The following is a 23531-nucleotide window of genomic DNA, read 5'->3' on the forward strand; positions in this document are numbered from 1 at the left end:
TCGTCGCCGGTCACCTGGCCGGCCTCACCGGTGAGGATGCGGGCCTGCCGAGAGCAGCTCGCCGGCGGCGCGCTCGACGTCGGCCTCGGACACGAGCACCAACTGCGCTGCCTCCCCCAGCGGGATGAAGCTGTCCACGCCGGCGACCCGTCGGATCGCGCCGGTGAATCCGGCGTCGACCAGGGCGGTGACGACTCCCTCCGACACGCCTCCGGTACGGCGGGTCTCGTCGACCACGAGGACGCGTCCCGTCGCGCGGGCTTCCCGCAGCAGGTCTTCGACCGGCAGGGGGGCCAGCCAGCGCAGGTCCACGACCCGGCACGCGATACCCTGCCGCTCCAGCCGGCGTGCGACGCGAAGCGAGATGTGCAGGCCGTTGCCGAATGTCACGAGGGTCAGGTCCGCGCCTGCGCCATAGGTGCGCGCCTGGCCGATCGGTACGTGCTCCGTGGATGGCGGGTGAGCGGCGAGCCAGGCGTTGTCACCCTCCGTGTACAGATCTCGCGTGTGGTAGAGCGCGATCGGCTCGAGGAAGGCGCTGACCGTTCCGTCCACTTTCCCCGCTGCCACACACGTGCGAAGCATCGCGGCGGCGTCGTCAGGGCGGGACGGGGAGGCGATGACCAGACCGGGAATGTCACGCAGGACGCCGAGCGCGTTGTCGTTGTGGAAGTGGCCGCCGAACCCGCGCTGGTAGCCGTAGCCGGCGATGCGGACCACAAGGGGGTTGCGGTACTGGCCCTGGGAGAAGAACTGAAGCGTGGCGGCCTCGCCGCGCAGTTGGTCCTCGGCGTTGTGCAGGTAGGCGAGGTATTGGATCTCCGCCACCGGCAGCAGCCCGGACAGCCCGGCCCCCAGCGCGAGGCCGAGGATGGCCTGCTCGTCGAGCAGGGTGTCGAAGACCCGAGCGCTGCCGAAACGCCGTTGCAGTCCCCGGGTCAGTCCGTAGACCCCGCCTTTGCGGCCGACGTCCTCGCCGAAGACGACCATCTCCGGGTAGCTGTCGAGCAGGTCGGCGAGTGTGCGGGTGATGGCCTGGGCGACGGTGACGGGCTCGCCGCCGGGCCCTGCGGGTGGTTCGCTCGTACGGCGTGCCGCAGCCCCCACGAGATCGGGACGGCGGGGTGCGATGGGGGCGGCGATCTCCGCGGCGGTGGTCAAGGGCTCGCTGTCGAGGGCCTCCTTGGCAATGGCGAACACCCGTCCCCCGACCTCGTCGTACCGGTCGAGAACCTGCTCCTCGGTGAGGACGCCGGTCGCGGTGAGCAGCCGGGCCGTGGCGAGCAGCGGGTCACGTCGCAGATCCGCGGCGACTTCGGACGGCAGCCGGTAGGCGGCTTCGGCGTCCGAGCCCGCATGGCCGAGGAACCGCACCATCGACAGGTGCAGGAACGCGGGCTGCCGGTGCTTGCGTACATGGGCCACTGCCTCGGACGCGGTGGCGAAGGCGGCTGACGGATCGCACCCGTCCGCGGCGAAGTAGGCGAGAGGAGGCCGGTCTCCGTAGGCGCGCCGCACCCAGTCGTGCGGTGTCGGCACACTGATCCCCAGCCCGTTGTCCTCGCAGACGAACAGCACTGGCATCGGAAGGCCCTGGTAGGCCGCGTGACAGGCGCTGCTGATGGCGCCGGCCGCCGTGGAGTGGTTGACCGAGGCGTCGCCGAAGGAACAGCAGACGACGGCATCCTCGGGCCAGGCGCACTCGGCCCCGAGCCGCTTGGCGCGGGCGATGCTCCATGCCACCCCGACTGCCCGCGGCAGGTGGGAGGAGATGGTCGACGTCTGCGGGATGACGGCCAGTTCGCGACGCCCGTACACCTTGTGCCGGCCACCGGCGATCGGCTCCTCGGCCCCGGCGGCCACCCCCAGCAGCATGTCCCTGACCGCGTCGACACCGCCGGCCTGCCGGGCGCGGGCGCAGTAGAAGGCGCCGGACCGGTAGTGCAGCAGCGCCGGGTCGGTGGGGCGCAACGCGAGGGCGAGCGCGGCGTTGCCTTCGTGCCCGCTCGATCCGATGGTGTAGTAGCCACGGCCCTGCTGCTGCATCCACCGCGCGGCGGCGTCGGTGTGCCGGCTCTCCAGTTGGGCGTCGAACAGGTCCAGCGCGGTACGGGTGTCCAGGGCGCCGCCCGGACTCGCGGCGTGGTCGGGAGACCGGAGACCGGACACTGCCTCGCGGAAGTGCCGGTCCAGGTCCTCTGCGCTGCTCACAGGCGGAAGGACAGGTCGGGTTCGAGGGTGGCCACGTCCATCTGCGCTTTCTGGAGACGGCCGGAGTGGTCCCAGTTCATCGACTGCCAGCGGGTGAACTGGTCGAGCACCCATTGCCCCGACTGGCGACTGCCGTTGCCCGACTTGCCGTTGCCGCCGAACGGGAGGTGCGCCTCGGCTCCGGAGGTGGTGTTGTTGACGCTGACCATGCCCGCGGAAATGCCGCGCCGGAACGTCCACACCTCGTGCGGATCGGTGGTGTAGATCGCGGCGGACAGCCCGTAGCCGTGGGCGGTGGCCAGGTCGAGGGCCTCGTCGAAGTCCCGGTAGGTGGTCACTGAGACGATGGGGCCGAAGGTCTCGGTGAGGAACAGGTCGTCGTCGCGGCGCACCCCGTCGACGATCACCGGGTGGTAGAACATGCCCGCCTCAGGGTCCCCGACGAAGCCCTTGCGCGGGTTGTCGGCCCTGATCCGCCCGACGCCGTCGGAGCCGTAGGTGCGGTGATGGTCCTTGATCCACCCGAGGAAGGTCTCGTAGCGCCGCGCGAACCGCTCGTCGAGCATCGGACCGTAGAGGACGTCCTCGAACGCGTCGCCGATGCGTGCCGCGCGGCTCGCGGCGTCGAAGCGGGCGAGGAAGTCCTCGTGCACCGACTCGTGCACGATGAGCGTCCCGAGGGAGGTGCAGCGCTGCCCCGCGGTGCCGAATCCGGAGAACAACGCCCCCTCGACCGCCAGGTCGAGGTTGGCGCTCGGGGTGACCACCTGGGGGTTCTTGCCGCCCAGCTCCAGGCACGGGGTCTGCAGGTGGCTTCCGCACAGGGCGCCGATCTTCTGGCCGACGAGCGTGGACCCCGTGAAGCCGACCTTGTCGACCAGCCCGCTTCCGAGGGAGGCCTCCAGACCGGCGTACGTCTGCTCCCCGTCGGCGAGTACGAGGTTGAGCACTCCGTCGGGCAGGCCGCCTCCGTGCACGAACAGCTCGAAGAGGGCCTTGGCGCTCGCCGCGGCGTACTCCGCGGGCTTCCACACCACGGTGTTGCCGGTCACGAGCGCCGGCACGAGGTACCAGGCCGGGACGGCCACCGGGAAGTTGCCCGCGGTGATCACGGCGACCGCACCGACGGGGTTGCGGAAGGTGAACAGCTGTTTGTCGGGCATCTCCGAGGGAACCGTCTGGCCGTACAGCCGGCGGCCCTCGCCGAGGAAGAAGTCGCAGGTGTCGATGATCTCCTGGACCTCGCCGAGTGCCTCCGCGAACGGCTTGCCGATCTCTTCGGTCACGATGCGGGCGAGCCGGTCCTTGTTGGCTTCGACGAGCCGGCCGATCTTTCCGATCGCGGATCCGCGCACCGGCGCCGGGACGTCCGCCCAGGACCGCTGGGCCGCCTTCGCGGCCCTGGCGGCCTCGACGAACGTCGAGGCGTCCCCGAGCGAGACCTCGGTGACCAGCTCTGCGGTACGACCAGGATTGGGGCGCTGAAGAGTCCCGCCGGGGGCGCCGGCGACCAGGCGGCCGGCAACGATCGAGGCGACGGAACGGGCCATGGCTTTGCTCCTTGTCGGCTGGTACGGGGTCAGTGCAGACCGGCGAGGATCCGGTCGAGGGCCCGCAGGGCGATCCCGAGCTCGTCCTGGGTGACGGACAGGGCAGGGCGGAAGCGCACGGAACGCTCACCGCACGGCAATGCGATCACCTGCTCCTCGGTTCGCAACCGGTGAACCACCTCGTCGCGGACGCCGCTGTCGGACAGATCGATGGCGCTCATCAGTCCGCGCCCGCGCGAGTTGGACGTCACCGGTGCGTGTCGGACTTCCAGATCACGTAGCTCGGACAGGAACCACGATCCCACGGCTGCGGCACGGGCCACCAGGTCGTCTCTTTCGATGATCTCCAGGATGCGGCGTGCCCGGAGCATGTCGACCAGCCCGCCGCCCCAGGTGGAGTTGATCCGCCCGGACACCCGGAAGACGTTGTCGGGTACCTGGTCGACCCGGCGGCCGGCCATGATGCCACCGAGCTGGACCTTCTTGGCGAAGGCGACGATGTCCGGCTCGAGGCCGAGTTGCTGGTAGGCCCAGGTGGTGCCGGTGATTCCCACCCCGGTCTGCACCTCGTCGAGCACGAACAGCGCGTCGTACTCGTGGCAGAGCGCCTGCATCGCCTGCAGGAACTCCGGACGCATGTGGTTGTCGCCCCCCTCGCCCTGGATCGGCTCGGCGATGAAGCAGGCGATGTCGTGCGGGTTGTCCTCGAACGCTCGTCGCGCCTGTTCGAGGGACCGTCCCTCGGCCTCCTCGACCTCGGCAAGGTGGTGCTGGAGGGGGAACCGCACGGCGGGTACGTCGATGCGCGGCCAGTCGAACTTCGGGAAACGGGCCGTCTTGTTGGGCTCGGTGTTGGTCAGCGAGAGGGTGTAGCCGCTGCGGCCGTGGAACGCCTGCCGAAGGTGGAGCACCTTGGTGCCGAGCTCGGGTGAGCGGCCCGCGGCCTCGTTGCGGCGGCTCTTCCAGTCGAACGCCGTCTTGAGCGCGTTCTCGACGGCGAGCGCTCCACCCTCGACGAAGAACAGTCTCGGCAGCTCTGGATCACCGAGCACCCGGGCGAACGTCTCGACGAACTCGGCGTAGTGCGTGGTGTAGATGTCGGAGTTGGCGGGCTTGTTCGCCGCCACCTGCGCGAGCAGGGTCATGAACTCCGGATCGTCCACGATGCCCCGCGCGTTGAGCCCCAGCGGAGCGGACGCGAAGAACGAGTAGAGGTCGAGGAACTTCTCACCGGTGCGCGCGTCGACGATCCACGAGCCCTGACTGGCGAGCGGGTCGAGCACCAGTTTGAAACCGTCGGTCAGCACATGGCGGCCGAGCCTCTCGTGCACCTCGTCCGGGTGAGCCGTCGACGTAGCGGCAACCGTCATGGAGCACCTACTCTCGATAGCTGTTCACAGAAGGTCTTTCGGTAAACGCAGGGAGCAGAAGAAATATTTTAGCTATCACGCAACAGTAACCACAAAGTTTTGCCCATTGGTAGGGTCGCGGAAAAAATGGGCTGATCCGGCCACGGCGACACCGCCCACGACCACGACAAAGGCGAGCAAGGTCGCCGTCTCGCCGTTTTGAGCAGTATGCCGGAATTGATGGAAATTGCGAGGACCGGCTTTCCGGCGATGGAAGGATGCCGACGCAGGGGCGTCCGCATGCCCGAGCCCGTCGCCGGGTCCCCGCCCCGACCGCCTGCCGTCGAGCAGGGCAGCCGTACGGTCGGTGAACAGGGCCTGCGCGACACGACCGAAGGACGGAACCGGGTCCGGGCGGGTGGGCGGGCGAGGTTCAGTCGTCGACTTTGACGGCGAGGACGGGGACGGGGCTCTGGAGCAGAAGCCGCTGGCTGACGCTGCCGAGAATCGCCTTGCCGACGGGGGTACGGCGCTTGATGCCGATGACGAGTCGGGTGGCGCCGCGGCTGGTGATCTCGTTGAGGACGGCGTCGACGGGGTCGCGATCGTCTTTGCCTTTGCGGTCGATGATGGTGAGTTCGACGCCGGTATCGACGGAGGCCGTGCCGAGCGGCCGAAGGCCGAGGTTGCAGACGACCAGGTCCGTACCGAGGTACCGGGCTTCGGCGACGGCGGCCGACAGCGCACGAGCGCCTTCGATGCTGTCGGGGACTGCCACGATGACGGTCATGAGTCTCCTGCGTCTGGTCCGGGGACTTGGATTTGTGGCCCTGGTATCGGAGGTGCTCAGCGGAGGTCGCCTCGCATGAAGGCCTCCTCGAGTTCCTCCAGCGAGCGTCCGCTGGTGTTCGGCAGCGTCTTCCACGCGAGGAAGGAGAAGACGGCGCCGAGTACGAAGAACGTCCCGTAGGTGCCGGTGATACCGCCGATGGACACCAGCGTCGGGAAGGACTGCGCCACCAGCGCGTTCGCCAGCCACAGGACGAGCACGCCGACTCCCATGCCGAAGCCGCGCATCCGCAGCGGGAACAGCTCGGAGAGACAGACCCAGACGGGGACGTTCAGGGTGATCTGAATGACCAGGACGAGCAATGCGACGAAGCCGAGGATCGTGAAGGCCCGGAACTTGCCGTCCGGCAAGAGGGCGGAGGACAGGACGATGAGGCCGTGGCAGATCGTGGTCCCGACCAGGCCCATGATGATGATCTTGCGCCGTGGGATGCGGTCGATCAGGACGAACAGGCAGATCGCTCCACCGATCACGGCCATGACTCCCAAGGAGATGTTGGCGATCGGTGCCGCGTTCTGGCTGAAGCCGGCGACCTGGAGCAGCTGCGTGCCGTAGTACATGACGGAGTTGACCCCGGTGAACTGCTGCGCGACGGCGATGACGATCGCGGCGAGCAAGAGGCGGCGAACCCACGGGATGGCCAGGTCACGGATGCCTCCGGTCTGCGACTCCTCCTCTTCCCCGGCGAGGTGCTCGACCTCCGCCATCTCCGCGCGGGCGCGGTCCTCCGTGCGTACCTGCATCAGCACGGCCAGCGCCTCGTCGTAGCGGCCCTTCGAAACCAGCCAGCGCGGAGTCTCCGGCATCCGCAGCATGCCCACGAAGAGAGCGACGGCGGGCAGGGCGCAGACGGCCAGCATGTACCGCCATATGCCGTCGTGGTCTCCCCAGATACCGGCGATCACGGCGTTGAAGACGAAGGCCAGCATCTGGCCGACGACGATGGCGAGTTCGTTGCGGCCGCCGAGCCTTCCTCGCCGCTCGGTGGGCGCCAGCTCGGAGAGGTACACCGGGACCGCGACGGATGCACCGCCGACGGCCAGACCGAGAACCAGCCGCGCCGGCAGGATGACACCGAGATTCGGGGCGAAAACCGTGCCGAGCGTGCCGACCAGGAAGATGACGGCGAGGACGGTCAGGGTGTTCTTCCGCCCCAGGGTGTCGCTCATGCGGCCGATGACGAGGGAACCGATGGCGGCGCCGATGAGCAGGATGCTGACGACCAGGCCCTCGGTGACGCTGTCGAGTCCGAGATCCTTCTGCATCGGCTCCAGGGCGCCGTTGAGGACACCCGTGTCGTAGCCGAAGAGAAGGCCGCCGAAGGTGGCGACCACGGCCACCGTGTCCATTCGTCTCTGGTGCGGCCCGGGTCGCAGCGGCGGCAGTGTGACGCCGTTCTTCGAACTGGTTGTCGGGCCATGGGGCATAGGGACTCCATATCTGTCCGTGAGGGCCGGCTGGACACGACTCCGCGCGACGGGCCTCGGGAGGACCCCGGTGCCGCTCCGCCCTTCCGGGTCCGCCGGGTCACGGGTGCCTCGGCGGCAGCGCTTGCCGATGAGTACGCACCGGTAGCGCGGTCCGCGCTGCACCGCCTCATCGAAGAGCGGCGGGATGTTCGCCGCGGGATCAGTCTCGCTGAACCGCCGACCCTTGATTTAGAGCGCTTTAATTCTGGGTGTTCGTTCATGGTGTGTTGCCCGGATGTGCGTGTCAAGACTCTCGTCAGATCGGACGGCCGGCCCGCTCGGTCGTTGTGGGCCGTCCGGTGACGGTGCCCGCCCGCGTGCGCGGCGCCGGGGAAGCCTGTAGGCAGGAGGCATCGGACCTGGCGGGAGAGCAACATGAGACGTGTGCGCCGGGACACCCGGCCGGCCGCGGCCGGGGGGTTTCTGACCGCCCTACCTGGGGATCTTCGCCGTGCCTGAACTGCCGGACGTCGAGGGTTTCCGCGAGGTGCTCGTCACCTGCGCGAAGGGCAGGCGCATCCGGAGCGTCGACGTACGAGACAAGGGTGTCCTGCACGGGGTGAGCGTACGGCGACTGCGCGAGGCTCTGGAGGGCCGGCGGTTCACCGGGCCGGAGCGGCACGGCAAGTGGCTGCTCGCCCACACCGACGGACCGACCCTCCTGCTGCACTTCGGCATGACCGGCCGACTGCTGTGTGCCCACCCCGACGACGTGGTCGAGGCCCACGACCGCGTCCTGTTCACCCTGAGCGGCGACCGTCAGCTCCGCTACCGCGACCAGCGCAAGCTCCAGGGCCTCTGGCTGGCCGACGACGGTCCCGCCGTCGCCCGGCTGCTGGAGCGCCAGGGCCCCGACGCACTGGCGGTGGACCGCGAGGACTTCGAGGCCACACTCGCCTCACGCCGTGGTCACATCAAGACCGCGCTGACCGACCAGTCCGTGCTGGCCGGGCTCGGCAACCTGCTCGCCGACGAGATCCTGTGGCGCGCCGGGCTGCTTCCCAGCACCCGGGCCGACGTCCTGACGGAGGCCGAACGCCGACGCCTGTACACCCACATGCGACGCACGCTGCGCTCCGCGGTCACCGCCGGCCGCGTCCCACCGCGCGACTCATGGCTCACCGGCCACCGCGACGACCCCGACCCGATCTGCCCCCGCTGCGGAACCCACCTGCGCCGCTCCCGTATGGCAGGCCGCAGCACGGTCTGGTGCCCGCGGTGCCAGCCGGACGAGACCTGAGCGCACGACCGAGCGGCCCGGTCAGCCGTACATCGCCACACGGTAGAGAGCCGCGAGCGCGTCGTCGATGGGATGGGGCTGCGGCTTGCCCGAGGAGTCGAGCCTGTTCCACCTCTGCAGGTTCACCGCGACGGCCATCTGCCGCTTGCCGTCGGCACGGGTCATGGCCAGCGCTCCAGCACCCCAGACCGTGCCGCCGTGGCCCCAGAAGGTGCCTTGACCGGGAACCTCCATCGGGTGCAGGCCGAGACCGTATTCGATCGTCTTTCCCTCCTGGGAGACGACCGGAACCGTGCGTCGCATCTGCGCCAGCGACGACGGGCTGACGATCTCGCCGGTCAGCAGCATGCCGAAGAAGAGGTTGAGGTCCGTGACGGTCGATATCAGCGAGGCCGCCGGCCCCACCCACGACATGTCGTAGACGCTGTAGTCGCGCGGCGGGTCGATCATGCCGAACCACGCCTCGTAGATCCGCGAGTGCGGCCCGTTGACGTACGGCTCGGCGGGGAGTTCGCTGTCCCGGAGCCCGGCGCGCTCGATGACGTTCCGGGTGATGTACCGCTCGGCCGTGGTACCGGTCACCTGTTCCAGGAGTTCGCCGAGGAGCAGGTAGTTGGTGTTGGAGTACACCCCCGGAGTGCCGCCGGGGGCGCCGACGGCAGGTGCGGTGACTCCCATCTCGATCAGTTCGGTGGGGTGAAACCGCTTGAGCCGGTTGTCGTCCAGGCTCTGCGGTCCGGTGTCCGCGAGGGCGGGGAACGCCTTGAGGGAGGGATAGGCACAGGGGAGGTACTCGGCGAGGCCGCTGGTGTGGTTGATCAGCATCCGGACCGTGATCGCGTCACCGCGTCCTCCGGGAACCAGCCTCGGAAGGTACCGGCCGATCGGCAGGTCGAGACCGATCTGACCGCTCTCGACCTGCTGCAGAACCGCGGCGGCGGTGAAGGTCTTGGTGATGCTGCCGACGCGGTGCCGCATGTCGGCGGTGACAGGGCGACCGGTGGCGACATCGGCGACCCCCGCGGCGCCGCGCCAGACCTGGTCGCCGTCACGCACCTCGGCGAACAGGCCCGGCATCCCGGCGCGGTGGACGTTCTCGATGGCGGCGTTCAGCTTCGCGGGATCCAGTGGGTTCCTCACGGCATGCGTCCTTTCGAATTCCCCGGGGTGAGCTCCTCGGTGGTCGCCTGACCCGGGCCACAGGGCACGGATGGCACGCCGGCCCGCCTGCTGCCGGGCCCTTCGGCACGCTCATGTCCTCATTATGCACGCGGTGCGTGCAACACCAAGTGCATAAGTTAGGCTGAGTACGGCGAGAGGAGTGAGATGGCAGACCGAAGGCGCTGGTCGACCGAGGAGATCCTGGATGCGGCGGCGGAGCTGCTGCGCACGAGCGACGCCGACTCGTTCAGCGTGCGCAAGCTCGCCACGGCCCTCGGGACCGACTCCTCCAGCCTCTACCGGCATTTCCGCAGCAAGACAGAACTGCTGCGGGCGGTCGCCGACCGGATCCTCGTGGCCGCCATGGACGGCTACCGCCCCGAGGGCGACTGGAAGCAGCGCATCACCGCCCTCGCCCTGCGCGTGAGAGAGGCCTTCGGTCAGCAGCCCCAGCTCGCCGCGGTCTGGGGACGCTATGCGTCAGGCGGCGCCGGTTCCCGGCTGGTCATGGAAGAGGCGCTACAGGCCCTGCGAGCTTCGGGACTGCCCGACGAGGAGATCCCGGCGCGCTACCACCGGATCGCGGTCCTCATCGCCGCATTGATCGCCTCCGAGGCCGGGGTCAGCACCATCACCCCCACGGAGCACGAACAGGGCATGGAGCTGTTCCGCGTCGCGGTCCTGGGCGCCGACCCCGAACGCTTCCCCGCCCTGGCCCACTTCGCCCGTGACGTCCGCCCCCTCGGGGCGGACCGTCGCGCCGCGTTCGAAGAAATCCTCGCCGCCCAACTCGCCCACATCGAAGCCTCGATCTGACCGAGCCGGCCAACCGGCTCAGGAGTGTCGACAACAGGTGCGTGATGGGCCGGCCCACCCCCGTCGGAGTGCGGGCCCGGGAGTGCGGGCCCGCCCGAGTTCACAGCCGGTGCCGCGCGACGTAGCCGTAGGCGAACCCCTCGCCCGTGCGTGGCGCCCGGGTCCAGGAGCGGGTGGTGAAGGTGCGGAGCCTGCCTCGGGTCAGCGCGAAGCGGGGAAGGGCGAGCCCGAGTTCGGTGTGCAGGGCCTCCAACACGCGGAGTTCGCAGTCGAGTTCGGTGCCCTCGGGGCGGAGCAGCCGTGCGGGGTCCAGGGCCTCGGGTATCGCGCCGGAGCGCTGGATGTCCGTACCCCGCACGGTGAACGCGTAGAGCTCCTCGTCCTGTTCGGCCACCGACAGGTGGAACGCGGCCGGGCGGTCACCCGGAGACGAGCGCCTCGGGTCGCGCCACACCGCCACCGCGCGGCCGGACGCGGAGGCGACCGGAGCGGGGGAAAGGAACAGCTTGGTCAGGTGGTGGCGGGAGTGGCCGTCGAAGGCGAAGGCCCACGCTTCGGCGGTACGGCCGACGGCGACCACGGCCCGGTCCTCCCAGAGTTCCACGCCCTCCCGCTCGTGGGGCTTGGGTGCCCGCCAGGAGGCCCTGCGCGGATCCGTGGGCGCGCTCAGTTCGGCGCCTTCCTCACCGATCACGGCGGGCAGGCGGGCGGGGTCGATCCCCTCGACCCAGACACAGCGGTATCCGTCGAACGGCTGCCCGTTCGCCACGGGCTCCGTCAGCCAGGCGAGGCCCGCCGGATCGAGATCGGGCACCGGCTCGGGAGCAGGCCCCCTCTCCCCCGCCCGCGGTGTCGCGAGGATTTCCCGCCCGCGCTCCGGGGTGATCAGCGGACCGAGGACCGGATCGGCGAGCAGGCCGATCGGGGCGATCAGCGCGGGCCCGGGCGCCTCCCACAGCGGGAGCGCGTCCCGCAGCACCCGCCACGCGGCGTCGGTCGCCCCCCACCGGGCCGATTCCCAGGCCTCGGCGACGGCCCGGCCCCATGGACCGGGAGGCGCGTAGCGATGGGTGCCGTCCCGCATCGTGCTCAGTACGGCCTCGGCGCTCTCCCGGGCGGCTCCACGGGCGGTCATCATCCCGATCCAGCGGTCGTCCTCGCCCGGCCGCCATCCGCCGCGTGCCGGTTCCATGGCCTCCACGGGCAGGATCTCGGGCAGGTAGCGCGGGTCGGCCACCAGATTGCCGTAGCCCCGGGCGCTGTGCGGAGCCAGCAGATGCCGGAGCTGGTTCAGCAGGACGGCGCTCCGTGGCCGTCCGAAGGACTGCGCCTCCTCGAGCAGGGGCAGGGCCTCCTCGTACCGTCCGCGCAGGGCCAGCAGGCGGGCCTTCTCCACATGGGCGTCCTGGGCGCGCGTGGTCGCGTTCACGAAGTCGGGTCTTGCCGCCCGGTCGCCGTGGAAGCCGCGGTACATGGCCTCCATGTACGCGCGGAACGACGGGTAACGGTCCGGCAGTTCACCGCTCCAGCCCTTGTAGACGTACAACGCCCACTCGCCGTCCTGGTCGCTGTCGCCCGGGTCGAGCAGGGCGTACGACATGTCGGAGTCCGTCTCCAGCCGTAGCGCCCGCTGCCACATCCCGGCCAGCAGGACGTCCTCCTCGCGCGGGTTGTCGCCCAGGTTCTGCTCGTACAGCGGGGTCATGTCGTACGGATCCTGGAACCAGTCGATGTCCGCGGCACCGCCGAGCTGATAGACCCCGGCCGTCTCGTCCACGTGCCAGCCGTCACTCACAGCCAGGAACTCCCGGTACGAGGGCGGCAGCCTCCGCCCGAGCCGCTCCTCGGCCGCGGCGACCGCCGCCTCGTCCGCCCCGAGCCTGCCCAGGGGGACAACGGTCTGCCCGCCGTCCTCGTCCCCGTCCGCGTCCTCGTCCGCGCGCGGAACCCACTCCTCCTGCCAACGCCCCAGGAACTCACGCCAGTTGAAAGACTCACCACTCATGACCGGATAGTGCCATCCGGCACCGACAACGGCGCCCCGCCTCTTCGTTCCAAGTCCCGGAGCGGCATCCCCCGGCGCGGTAGCGGCCCTGGGATGCTGGTGCTGGTCAGTGGGACGGACGGGGTCGGAAGGGGGTGTCGGCGTGCCGAGGAGGGAACGTCCGCTGGAGGAGGGGGACGGACCATTACTGCGTCTCGCGGCGGGCCTGCGCCGATTACGGCGGGAGGCAGGGAACCCGACGTACCGGGAACTGGCCAAGACCGCCCATTACTCGGCCTCCACCCTGTCGGCGGCGGCCGCGGGACGGCAGCTGCCCAGCCTTGCAGTGGTGGTCGCCTTCGCCCGGGCCTGCGGTGCCGACCCCGCCGTGTGGGAGGAGCACTGGCGAGTCGCAGCGGAGGAAGCGGCAGCCGGAGACGGCGATGGGACGCCCGGCCCGGACGCCGCGCCGGAGGAGAAGAACGCGCCGTACGCGGGGCTGCTGGCCTTCCGTACCGATGAGGCCGAGTGGTTCTTCGGCCGTGAGCGGCTGGTGGCGGAGCTGATTCGGAAGGTGACGGCGTGCCGGTTCACCACCCTGGTCGGGGCGTCGGGCGCCGGCAAGTCCTCGCTGCTGCACGCCGGGCTGCTTTCGCAGTGGCCGGCGGAACATCCCGACTGGCCGGTGGTGGCCCTCACTCCGGGTCCGCATCCTGTGGAGGAGTGCGCGGCGACGCTGGCCGCCCATACAGGTGAGTCCTCCGGCGAGCTGTACGAAGCGCTGGTGCGGGATCCGCGGGCCCTGCACCGGGCCGTGCTCCAGGCCCTGGCCGCGCGGCCGGCGGAGACCGAACTCCTGCTCGTCGTGGACCAGTTCGAGGAAGTCTTCGCCTTGTGCGAGGATCCCGTCGAGCGCGGCGCCTTCATCGAGGCGCTGATCACCGCGGCCCACGCCGCGAACAGTCGCTGCCGGATCGTGGTGGGTGTGCGGGCCGACTTCTACGCCCACTGCACCGATCATCCCCGACTGGTCGAGGCGGTGGGCGAGGCCCAGGTCCTGATCGGTCCCATGACCACCGACGAACTGGGCCGGGCCATCACCCGGCCCGCCGTCCGCGCCGGGCTGGCCGTCGAGGGAGCGCTGCTGGCGGAACTGGTCGCCCAGGCGAAGGACCAGGCCGCGGTCCTTCCGCTGCTCTCGCACGCCCTGTTGGAGGCCTGGCGGCGACGGCGCGGCAACGCCCTGACCCTGGCCGGTTTCCGGGCGACGGGCGGTATCGACGGCGCCCTCGCCCGCACGGCCGAGACGGTGTACGCGGCGCTGGAGCCGGACGGTCAACGGGTCGCCCGCAATGTGCTGTTGCGGCTCACGGCGCCCGGCGAGGGCACCGAGGACACCAAGCGCCGGGTGGACCGCGCGGAACTGGACTTCCCCGGCACCGACACCGCGACCGTACTGGAGCGCTTCGCGCGCGCCCGGCTCCTTGTACTCGACCAGGGCGGCGTCGAGATCGCCCACGAGGCCCTCATCCGCCGCTGGCCACGGCTGCGCGGCTGGCTGGCCGAGGACCGTGAGGGGCTGCGGATCCACCGGCGGCTCACCGAGGCCGCGACCGCCTGGGAAGCCGTCCAGCACGACCCCGGCGCCCTGTACCGGGGCGTCCGGCTCGACCAGGCCGCGGAATGGGCGGCGGACTGGGGCAAGGACACGCTCAGCGAGCGGGAGGGCCGGTTCCTCACGGCAAGTCTGGCCGCCCGGGCCGCCGCTCGGGCGGCGGCGCTGCGCGGTGCCCGGCGGCTGCGAACGCTCCTCGTGCTGCTCGCCGTCCTGCTGTTGGGCACCGCCACGGCCACGGGAATCGCTCTCGTCTCCCGGGATCAGGCCCAGCAGCAGCGCGACATCGCGGTCTCCCGTCAGGTCGCGCAGCAGGCCGACGCGCTGCGCCGCACCGAGCCTGCCCTCGCCCTCCAACTGGCGCTCGCGGCCTACCGGTTGCACCCGACCGCCGCCGCGCGCGGCGCCCTGCTCAGCTCGTACGCCACACCGTACGCAACCCAGCTGAGAAGCAAGGACAAGGTCGACGCCGTGGCCTTCAGCCCCGACGGGCGTCTCTTCGCGGCCGCCGGGGCGGACCGGACGGTACGGCTCTGGGACGCCACCGCCCCGCACCTCCCCCACCCGTCCATCGTCCTGCCCGGCCGGGCGGCGAGCGCCGCGGCGGTGGGCGTCCGGGCGATGGCGTTCAGCGGCGACAGCCGGACTCTGGCCACGACCGATGCGCTCGGCACGACGACTTTGTGGGACCTTCGTGCGCCGCACCGGCCGCGCGCCCGGGCGGTGCTAAATCCGCCGCGGGCCGCAGCCGGGCCGGGACACGCGGCGGTGGCTTTCAGCCCGGACGGCCGGATCGTCGTGTCCGCGGGGCCCTCGGGCACCGTCGCCAGGTGGCCCGCCGCGAGCCGGGGGCGCCCACCGGCGACGGCTGTCCTGGGTACCTTGGACGGCGAGGTCCGCTCCCTGGCGTTCGCCCCGGACGGGCATGCCCTCGCCGTCGCGGGACCGGCCGGGACCCGGCTGTGGCACCTGGCGCACACCTCGACCGACGGCGACGCTCAAGCAGTGAAGGCGGCGGAGACGGTGCGGCTGCCGCCCGCCAACGCCGTGGCCTTCGCCCCCGACGGCCGTACGCTCGCGACCGGCGGGGACGACCGCGCCGTACGCCTGTGGAATCCCGCGACGCTCCGGCCCGGGGGCCGGCCCAGTCCGCTGACCATGCTCACCGGCCACACCGACACCGTCTTCGCGCTCGCCTTCGCTCCGGACGGCCGCACCCTGGCCAGCGCGGGCGTCGACGCCGACGTCCGGCTGTGGGACACCGGTGTCCGGCCGGACGATCGGACGGCCGTCCGGCTGCTGGGCGTCCTCAGCGGTCATACGGGGTACGTCACTTCGGCGGCCTTCAGCCCTGACGGCCGTACCCTGGCCACCGGCGCGAGCGACCAGACGGCACGCCTGTGGAACCTTCCCCTCCCCGCCCTCACCGGTCATACGAGTTCCGTGTACACGGTCGCTTTCAGCCCTGACGGCCGCACCCTGGCCACCGGCAGCTACGACCGCGCCGTACGACTCTGGGATGTCACCCATCCGCTCCGCTCACGTCCGCTGTCGGTGCTGTCCGGACACACTGCCGCCGTCAACGCGGTCGCCTTCGACCCGCACCGGCCGGTGCTCGCCTCCGCCAGCCTGGACCGGACCGTCCGTCTGTGGGACGTCGGCCGTCCCCGCACACCGCGCCCGCTGGCCCGCGTGACCGGCGGCACGGACGCGGTGAACACCGTCGCCTTCGCGCCGGGCGGCCGCCTTCTCGCCGCCGGCGACGGAGACGGGACCGTACGTCTCTGGGACACCGGCGACCCACGGCGGCCCCGGGCGCTGTCCGTGGTGCCGGCCCACAGCGACGAGGTGGAGTCGGTGGCGTTCAGCCCCGACGGCCGCATGCTGGCCAGCGCCGGCCGGGACCATCTGGCCCGCCTCTGGGACGTGAGCCGCCCCGGCCGGCCGCGTCCACTGGCCCTGCTCGACCGTCACCACGACGCGGTCAAGACGGTCGCCTTCGCTCCCGATGGCCGCACCCTGGCCACCGGCGGGGACGACCGGGTGCTGCGTCTGTGGGACATCACCCAGCGCACCGCACCCCGGCCGATCGCCAGCCTCGGCGACTACGCCGGCGCGGTCAAGGCCGTCGCCTTCGCTCCGAACGGCGGCACCCTGCTCACCGCGAGCGAGCGGGCCGTGCGGATGTGGGACGTCCGTGATCCGCACCGGCCGGCCGAACTGGCCGTACTGAGCGGACACACCAAACAGGTGGACGCGGTGGCCTTCCGCCCCGACGGCCGCCTCATCGCGACGGGCAGTGAGGACTGGACCGCGCTGCTCTGGGATCCCGATCCGGAACGGGCGGCCACACGGGTCTGCCGCGACGTGGGCCGCTCGGTCCTTGGCACCGCCGACTGGCGCCAGTACCTGCCGGGCCTCTCCTACAGGCCCCCATGCCCGGCGGCGACGGCTCCGGCGGACGGACCGTAGAGCGGACCGGCTGCGCAGAGGCGCTGGGAAGGCCGCCGCCCTGTACGACGACCGGGCCCGCGACGGGTGGTGGCACCCGTGCCGTTGTTCGCCGTTGGCGCTCCGGGGCGCTGTGGGGTGTCTGCGGGCGCTGTGGGGTGGTCTGCGGGCGCTGTGGGCGAGCGCCCTTTGTACGGCGGTTGATTGTTCGGCGCCCTTGTCTCGACGCCGGACAACGTCCACGGGCTATACCGGTGCCGGGGATGGAGCAGGCCTCGGGGCCACGCTCACGCAAGTCGGAACGGGACGGGACGGGCCGGACCAGCGGCCCGTCGACGCCGTTCCTCAGGAAAGGACAGTGCCATGAATGGCAAGCGACGCATCCGCGCCCTGGTGATGGCGACCCTCGCCGGGACGCTGTGCTGGTCCGGCGGGACCGCGTCCGCGCACGTGCCCGCCACCGTTACGAGCGCGGCGGCCATCACCTGCGTCGGCACATCGTTCTCCGGAACCCTCGGAGTCAACCAGGCCATCTGCAACAGCGGCTACTCGGTGACGATGCAGGACAACGGCGATCTCGTACTCCGCCGCTCCAACGGAAGCGCCTGCTACGCCAGCGGCACGCGCGCCCCCGGTGACGCCTCGGCCACCTTCGTCTTCCATGCGGCCGCCCCGCCGACCGTGGACATCAACAGCGTCTCCCAGGGGCGGGTCGGGCGCATCGTCGGGGCGCACAACGTCACCGGTCTGGGGACCAACGCAAGCGTGAACAACAGGGGCGAGTTCTACGTCGGCTACAAGAAGATCGGCTACTGCTGACTCGCCCACACAACTTCCGTCCATCGAACGCAAGGAGATCCGCCACGATGCGTGTCAAACGCTTCCTCGTCGCCATAACCGGCCTGACGGCCTTGCTGGCCGGATTCACCCCGGCCGCGGCGGATGCTTCCGCGACCGCCGGCTCGCTGTCCAGCGACGGTGCGCGAGCCCAGCCGTCAGCGCCGCGCCCGCTCCCGCCCGCTCCCCGGCTTCCCGCGGGCGTGAAAGCTGTCGCGCCCTCCATCGCACCCGCGGCCGGATACGCGGAGTACGTGCCCGGCTCGTTCCCCGCGCCGTGCAGCCACGGTGTCCTCTGCCCGGCCGTGTGGAACCCGGCGTCGGGCAAGTGGCGGCAGTACCACCTCGCCGCGTGCAGCGCCTACCAGCTGTTCAACTGGCAAGGGGACGGCGGCTACTTCGACAACCAGACCGGCAACGTCACCTCGTACTTCTACGACCAGCAAGGAAGGGTGCTGTACTCCTTCACACCCGACCAGACCAACCACTACTACAACTGGGACCCGGTCTGGTCCATCCGCAACTGCTGATCTTCTCCGGCCCGGTCACGGGCTGACCCGGTGCCGATCCGTGAGCTGTGCTTCGCGGACCGGCACCGTGTCATCGCCTTCGGCCGTCAATGAGCCGAGATCTCAGGCGGACACCGTGGTTCCAGGAGTACCGAACCAATGACCGGCGGCTCGTTCGAACGCTTCATGATCGGGGTCGCCATCATCTGCCCAGGCGACTACGCCGTCAGGTCGGACGAGCACGGCGCCCAGTGCGAGGTCGTTCCTCGCCGGCCCGGCCACATAACGTATGCGGCTCTCCCAGCCCAGCGCTGAACCGTGCAGGCATCGGTCACTGCTGAAATCGAGTACGACGCCTCGTCCGTCCGCCAGCAGGGCGCCGAGGCGAGTGCCGTCCTCCAGACGGAAGTCCGGGGCGTTGCGGCCGGCCAGGGGGTGCTTGCTGCCGAATTCGTAGCGGTTCGACAGTCCCGACATCTTGTCGAACACGTAGGTCGTTCCGTCACCGGTGTCGATCAGGTCGCGCATCACTTTCTGGATGGCCTGGGAGTGCGGGTCCGGCCGCATGGCCGCCACTTGGGCGCGTGACCAGTCCAGTACCCACGCGCCGATCGGATGGCGCTCGTGGGTGTAGGTGTCGAGAAGCTGGGCCGGCGCGTTCCCCTGGACGGTCGCTGCGAGCTTCCATCCCAGGTTCATGGCGTCACCGAGGCCGAGGTTGAGTCCCTGCCCTCCGAGCGGGGAGTGAATGTGGGCGGCGTCGCCCGCGAGCAGGACGCGCCCCTGCCGGTAGGTCGTCGTCTGCATGGCCCGGTCCGTGAAACTCGAGGCTAGATGGATCTCGCTCAGGGTCACGTCGGTGCCGGATACACGGCGCAGGACTGCCTGGAGGTGCTCTTGAGTCGGCCGCTGCGAGCGGTCGAACGCGCCGCCGTCGAAATCCATGATGCCGAGGTGCCCGTTCACGGCTGTCTGGAGGTACATGCCTGTCGGGGTCAGGTTGAACCCACGGCGCAGCTTCTCGGGATCGGCGATGGTGGCGAAAACGGCGTAGCCGGTGAGCTGCGGCTCCGTGCCGACGAAGTCGAAGCCCGCGAGCCCGCGCACCGTACTGCGTCCGCCGTCGCAGCCGACGAGCCACCGCGCCGCGTACTCGTCCTCGCCGGCTCGCGCGATCACCCTCTCGTCGTCCTGCGCGATGGCGGAGACGGTGACCCCGCGCCTGACCTCCACGCCGAGCTTGGTCGCCTGCTCCGACAGCACCGTCTCGACCGCTTCGAGGCTTGTCATCACGCCCTCCGCCGCCGGGCTGGGAAGCCGGAACGGCAGAGCGGTGACGTCGACCTTGGCCGGGTCGAGCATCATGCCGGCGAAGTGACCCCCCTGACGAGGGGGTGGCAGCTCGTCCTCGTCGGAGTACGCGCCGGTCCCGTCGTCGACGCCCGACGCCGTCAGCAGCGGGAGTAGTATCCCGCGGCGGTAGAACGCCCCAACCGATGCGGCGGACAGGCCCCGCGTCCCGAGCGGGACCGCCTTCCAAGGGGAGAGGGGCTCCGCTTCCCGCTCGAGGACCAGGACCGAGCAGCCCGCGAGGCCGAGCTCGCAGGCCAGGAACAGGCCAACCGGGCCGGCGCCCACGATCACTACGTCATGCATGAGGGGTCCCCTTACCGGAGGTGGTGGATGCGCTGATCGGGCCGCGGGGTGCGTCGTCGCCGTAGGGCACGCGGGCGAGGGCCAGTCCTCCGAGCCCGGCGTCGGCGATTCTGCCGTCACTGATCATGGTGACTCCTTGGGTTTCGCACGCCTGCCGAACACTCCTCCGGCAGGCCCGCGAGAAAGATCCCAAACCCCACCGACACATCGCCGACATCCGACCGACGGCTCCGACAGCTGACCGACACGTCATCTCACCGCTGAGCAAAGCGACTTGACGGGAAGGCCAGCCCCGGGCCCAGCACAGGAGGGCGCCGCGGCCGAGGCGTCGGAAACAGGCTGGTCATGTCTCCTCTCTCAATCGCGCCCACGTGTGGGTGTCCAGGCCGTCATGTGGGCCAATGCGGGAGAGTTCGGCACCGTCGCGTCCCAGTGCCACGATGACGGGACGGGCTCCGCGGCTGACGTAGGGGGACTTCCAAACGGCGATGAGCTTGTGCTGCTCGGGAGTCTCGAACCGGCGGGCACCGACGAGAACGTGGCCCACGTCCCGTCCGAGGCGCACTTTGACGCAACTGATCCATGGGGCCGAGGTGATGGAGCGCGGCGGGTCAATGCGGCGGGTGAGGCTGAGGACGCCCCCACCGTTACAGACGCCGAGCACATCGACGTCGACAGGATCGTCTCCGGAGCCGCTGCCGCCCCCCACGTACCGCCACTGCTCGCCGTACCACTCCAGCAGCGCAATGTGCTCACGCATCCGCGGCGATCTCGGACGCCACACGATCCAGACCGCCCCGACACCGGCAGCGACGTCGACATCGGCCGACACCACGGTCAGCGCGCGCCGCGGCAGCCACCACGGCTGCGGCCCATCTCCCGCCAGCACCCGCCGCACCACGCCCCGCAGTAAATTCTCCCACCGGGGTCCCGTCCACACGGTCTCTCCCCATGCCTGCATGCGCCTGCGATACCCGGCACGCGAGAGCATCAAGCCCCAAGCGCCTGAGGCAACGCTTCACAACCCCCCGACCAAGAGATCGTCTCAGGACCTCAGAACCTGTCTGGATGATCTTGCATGGCTCGTGCGATGAGTTCGTAGATCAAGAACTCTCCGGGGTCACGGTTTTCTTTGAGGCGGTCAAGGTTGCCGGGGCTGAACCAGCCATAGGTCGAGTGCTTGGACCACTCCAGCATGGGATGGTCCAAGTCGCCTTCGACGTCCACGAGATAGTCCGCCTCATGACGGAGTCCAGCGCCGTCGTCTCCGTTCCAGGTCGTGGCGCCCAGGAATCGCCGCACATGGCGCAGGCGCCAGCCGGTTTCTTCTTCGACCTCTCGCGCGAGAGCCTCAAGGAGGGTCTCTCCGGGCTCGACGTGGCCGCCGACGATGTCCCAGGTGTCAGGGAAAAGGCGCCGGTATGGACTTCGCTTCTGGGCGAAGGCTTCACCGTCACGGTTGAGGATGACAGCACCGACGGTCCAGAGCTCGCCAGGCGCGGGAACGGGCAGCTCGACGTCGTGTGCCACGCTGAAAGGCTGCTTGCGTGCGGGCATAGCCGACAGCGTAGGCCGGGCGTTTCCGCGGCCCTCCGCTTCGCTGCACTCCAGCGCCCGTTCAGGCAGTTGCCGGTGTCGGGCTCGCTGGGATCGTTGCCACAGAGCCGATCAAAGGGATGCCGGCGCGCGACACGGCTGGAGTACTCAGAACGGCACTGACAAGACCTCAACCCAATGACCCGGATCAGTCCCACCAGTTGAGCATCAACTCGGCGCGCCTGCGGCCGGGGTCACTTCGCCGACCGTGGCCCGAATCGACCGGGCCACCGCATGGCAGGCGGTTTTGAAGGCCACGATGTCCACCTGCGGCGACGGGCCGTCGCCATGTCCCCAGAACCCGGTGGCTCCTCGCGCGACACGGATCAACGCGTGACTCGACTTCCACTTGCCCGTCAGATCGTCTGGCAAGGATGCCACGTGACCCGGCGGAGTGATCACGTGCCGCCTGCTCATCGCAACCGTGCAGCCCGCCGCTCCCCTGAATGCTCAACTTCACAGGCAGAGCCCGCGTCACGGCCTCGCCAGCTTCGCCAGCCAGGGATGTCCGGGATGCACGCGCGTCTGCCACCCGCCAAGAACTTCGCGCCGTGGCCGGCTCAGCAGCGGTAGGACCCTGTCGAAGTCCGCATGGTCCTTGGGTCGTGGCGCCTTCGCTTTGAACAACAGCACCAGCTCCGGCACCAGGTAGGGGATGCCGTCCGCGGTCCGCTCGATGATCGCGTCGTACGGCAGCCGCAGGTTCTCGTCCCGTCGGCAGATCCATGTGCCGCCGTCGTGCGGCTCCCGGAAGACGTCGAACAGGAACTGGCCACTCACCGGATCCCGCAGCCAGGTCTGGTGTGTGGTCGCGAGCGCCTCGGCTCCTGCCCTCGCCCAGACCCGTCCCGAGCCAACCGCGTCAAACACGTACTCGGGGAAGCGGTCTCGAATCTCCGCGAAGCCCGCCGCGGGCACCGCGATCTCCAGATCACCGTGGGGTCGCGACTGCTCTCCACGCCTGGACCTGTCGGAGCGGTGGGCGGACTGGAACGAGGCACCTTTCACCGCGTCGAGCAGGTCACACGTCTCGGTGTGGCAGAAGCCGACCGACGGTTCGCCGGCGGCGACAGCGGGTGACCAGCTCCGCCGGGGCTGAGTCGGGTACCTGGAAACCACACGGTGCTCGGCGCCGTCGGGGACGGCGAACAGACCCGGCTGTGGCCTCGTACCCTGTTTCCTGTGTCGTCCTCCCGCCGCCTGCGTCGCGTCGCCGTCCTCGTGCTCGAGGGTGCGAAGCCGCTCGATGTCGGCATTCCCGCGCAGGTGTTCACGACCCGGGCGAGCATGCCGTACGAGGTGCGGGTGTGCGGCGCGGCACCCGGGCTCGTGACCGGCGGCGACGGACTGGCGTACCACGTCGCCCACGGCCTCGACGCACTTAAGTGGGCCGACGTCGTCTTCGTCCCCGGCTATCGGTTCCCGGACCGCGACGACCCGCCACAGACCGTGGTCGACGCGCTGATCGCCGCACATGACCGAGGTACGCGGCTTGCGGCCATCTCGACGGGCGCCTTCGCGCTCGCCTGCACGGGCCTGCTCGACGGCAAGCGCGCCACGACGCACTGGCATTACACACGGGCGCTCGCGCAGAAGCATCCGCTCGTCCAGGTCGACGAGAACGTCCTCTTCGTAGACGAGGGCAGCGTGCTGACGTCGGCCGGCGCCGCCTCGGGCATCGACCTGTGCCTGCACATCCTGCGCGGCGACCTCGGGGTGGCCGCGTCGAACCACGCGGCCCGGCGCCTGGTCGCGGCCCCGTACCGCAGCGGCGGCCAGGCGCAGTACGTGCCGCGCAGTGTGCCCGAGCCGCTGGGTGAACGGTTCGCCGCCACCCGCGAATGGGCCCTGAACCGGCTCGGCGAGTCCCTCAGCCTCGAAGCCCTCGCCCAGCACGCGGCGGTCTCACCTCGCACGTTCTCGCGGCGCTTCGCCGAGGACACCGGGTACACGCCGATGCAGTGGGTCATGCGTGCCCGTATCGACCTGGCCCGTGAGCTGCTCGAACGTTCGGAGCGCGGCGTCGAGCAGATCGCGAACGACGTCGGTCTCGGCACCGGTGCGAATCTGCGGATGCATTTCCAGCGCATCCTCGGCACCACCCCCAGTGAGTACCGGCGCACCTTCACCCGGGGCGAGTAGCCCGCCACCCGGCGTCTGGCGCGATCCTTTCGAACCATGGCGCTCACGCCAGGGCCGCGGTCTGATCCCGCACGCGAGGCTGGTGACCGAACCGA

Annotated in this window: 18 protein-coding genes; 6 read left to right on the top strand and 12 right to left on the bottom strand. The window is 70.3% G+C overall.

The genetic code is table 11. The features are described 5' to 3' along the window. Positions 1–24: 24 nt before the first annotated feature. From ABZ915_RS00290 to ABZ915_RS00310, 5 genes are all read right to left on the bottom strand, one after another. Positions 25–2211 carry a thiamine pyrophosphate-dependent enzyme gene (locus ABZ915_RS00290; protein ID WP_361793267.1) on the bottom strand — a complete coding sequence of 729 codons (2187 nt, stop codon included), beginning with the start codon at positions 2209–2211 and terminating at the stop codon, positions 25–27. Continuing rightward, the gene (locus ABZ915_RS00295) at positions 2208–3761 is read right to left on the bottom strand and encodes an aldehyde dehydrogenase family protein (protein ID WP_361793270.1); all 1554 of its coding nucleotides are present in this window, start codon (positions 3759–3761) and stop codon (positions 2208–2210) included. Before ABZ915_RS00295 ends, ABZ915_RS00290 begins: the two co-directional genes overlap by 4 nt. A gap of 29 nt (positions 3762–3790) precedes the next feature. Beyond that, entirely contained in the window at positions 3791–5131 is a 1341-nt protein-coding gene (lat, locus tag ABZ915_RS00300) for an L-lysine 6-transaminase (RefSeq protein ID WP_361793273.1), read from the bottom strand. Between the two features lie 412 nt (positions 5132–5543). Further along, a complete protein-coding gene (locus ABZ915_RS00305) occupies positions 5544–5900 on the bottom strand; it encodes a universal stress protein (protein WP_361793276.1) in 357 nt (118 codons plus the stop codon). A gap of 56 nt (positions 5901–5956) precedes the next feature. Continuing rightward, positions 5957–7387, bottom strand: coding sequence for a sugar porter family MFS transporter (locus ABZ915_RS00310; RefSeq protein WP_361793279.1), 1431 nt, complete (start codon positions 7385–7387; stop codon positions 5957–5959). A 493-nt stretch (positions 7388–7880) separates the two neighbouring features. Here ABZ915_RS00310 and ABZ915_RS00315 point away from each other — a divergent pair, with 493 nt between their 5' ends. After that, complete coding sequence (locus ABZ915_RS00315; protein WP_361793282.1) at positions 7881–8669, top strand: DNA-formamidopyrimidine glycosylase family protein; 789 nt, start codon at positions 7881–7883, stop codon at positions 8667–8669. A 21-nt stretch (positions 8670–8690) separates the two neighbouring features. On the opposite strand, the gene ABZ915_RS00320 is transcribed toward ABZ915_RS00315, so the two are convergent. Further along, positions 8691–9809, bottom strand: coding sequence for a serine hydrolase domain-containing protein (locus ABZ915_RS00320; RefSeq protein ID WP_361793285.1), 1119 nt, complete (start codon positions 9807–9809; stop codon positions 8691–8693). Between the two features lie 186 nt (positions 9810–9995). On the opposite strand from ABZ915_RS00320, the gene ABZ915_RS00325 reads away from it, so the two are divergent. Continuing rightward, the gene (locus ABZ915_RS00325; RefSeq protein ID WP_361793288.1) at positions 9996–10646 is read left to right on the top strand and encodes a TetR/AcrR family transcriptional regulator; all 651 of its coding nucleotides are present in this window, start codon (positions 9996–9998) and stop codon (positions 10644–10646) included. A 100-nt stretch (positions 10647–10746) separates the two neighbouring features. Here ABZ915_RS00325 and ABZ915_RS00330 read toward each other — a convergent pair whose 3' ends face one another. After that, a complete protein-coding gene (locus ABZ915_RS00330) occupies positions 10747–12651 on the bottom strand; it encodes an SMI1/KNR4 family protein (RefSeq protein ID WP_361793291.1) in 1905 nt (634 codons plus the stop codon). Positions 12652–12793: 142 nt separating this feature from the next. Between ABZ915_RS00330 and ABZ915_RS00335 the strand changes: the two genes are divergently transcribed. The 3 genes from ABZ915_RS00335 (at position 12794) to ABZ915_RS00345 (ending at position 18063) form a co-directional block, all read left to right on the top strand. Next, the gene (locus ABZ915_RS00335; protein ID WP_361793294.1) at positions 12794–16717 is read left to right on the top strand and encodes a WD40 repeat domain-containing protein; all 3924 of its coding nucleotides are present in this window, start codon (positions 12794–12796) and stop codon (positions 16715–16717) included. Between the two features lie 342 nt (positions 16718–17059). Then, positions 17060–17515 carry a hypothetical protein gene (locus ABZ915_RS00340; RefSeq protein ID WP_361793297.1) on the top strand — a complete coding sequence of 152 codons (456 nt, stop codon included), beginning with the start codon at positions 17060–17062 and terminating at the stop codon, positions 17513–17515. Between the two features lie 47 nt (positions 17516–17562). Continuing rightward, positions 17563–18063 carry a hypothetical protein gene (locus ABZ915_RS00345; protein ID WP_361793300.1) on the top strand — a complete coding sequence of 167 codons (501 nt, stop codon included), beginning with the start codon at positions 17563–17565 and terminating at the stop codon, positions 18061–18063. Between the two features lie 102 nt (positions 18064–18165). Here ABZ915_RS00345 and ABZ915_RS00350 read toward each other — a convergent pair whose 3' ends face one another. The 5 genes from ABZ915_RS00350 to ABZ915_RS00370 all read right to left on the bottom strand — a co-directional run bounded on the left by ABZ915_RS00350 (position 18166) and on the right by ABZ915_RS00370 (position 22302). Beyond that, positions 18166–19698 carry an FAD-dependent monooxygenase gene (locus ABZ915_RS00350; protein WP_361793303.1) on the bottom strand — a complete coding sequence of 511 codons (1533 nt, stop codon included), beginning with the start codon at positions 19696–19698 and terminating at the stop codon, positions 18166–18168. Continuing rightward, a complete protein-coding gene (locus ABZ915_RS00355; protein WP_361793306.1) occupies positions 19691–19825 on the bottom strand; it encodes a hypothetical protein in 135 nt (44 codons plus the stop codon). Before ABZ915_RS00355 ends, ABZ915_RS00350 begins: the two co-directional genes overlap by 8 nt. A 216-nt stretch (positions 19826–20041) precedes the next feature. Next, the gene (locus tag ABZ915_RS00360) at positions 20042–20599 is read right to left on the bottom strand and encodes a hypothetical protein (RefSeq protein WP_361793309.1); all 558 of its coding nucleotides are present in this window, start codon (positions 20597–20599) and stop codon (positions 20042–20044) included. A gap of 152 nt (positions 20600–20751) precedes the next feature. Beyond that, positions 20752–21255 carry an NUDIX domain-containing protein gene (locus tag ABZ915_RS00365; protein WP_361793312.1) on the bottom strand — a complete coding sequence of 168 codons (504 nt, stop codon included), beginning with the start codon at positions 21253–21255 and terminating at the stop codon, positions 20752–20754. Between the two features lie 513 nt (positions 21256–21768). Beyond that, complete coding sequence (locus ABZ915_RS00370; RefSeq protein WP_361793315.1) at positions 21769–22302, bottom strand: hypothetical protein; 534 nt, start codon at positions 22300–22302, stop codon at positions 21769–21771. A 174-nt stretch (positions 22303–22476) separates the two neighbouring features. Between ABZ915_RS00370 and ABZ915_RS00375 the strand changes: the two genes are divergently transcribed. Next, positions 22477–23436 (top strand): helix-turn-helix domain-containing protein, encoded by a 960-nt coding sequence (locus ABZ915_RS00375; RefSeq protein WP_361793318.1) that lies wholly within the window; start codon positions 22477–22479, stop codon positions 23434–23436. Positions 23437–23531: the final 95 nt, after the last annotated feature.

Origin of the sequence: Streptomyces sp. NPDC046915 (assembly GCF_040644935.1) — a bacterium.
GTDB lineage: Bacteria > Actinomycetota > Actinomycetes > Streptomycetales > Streptomycetaceae > Streptomyces.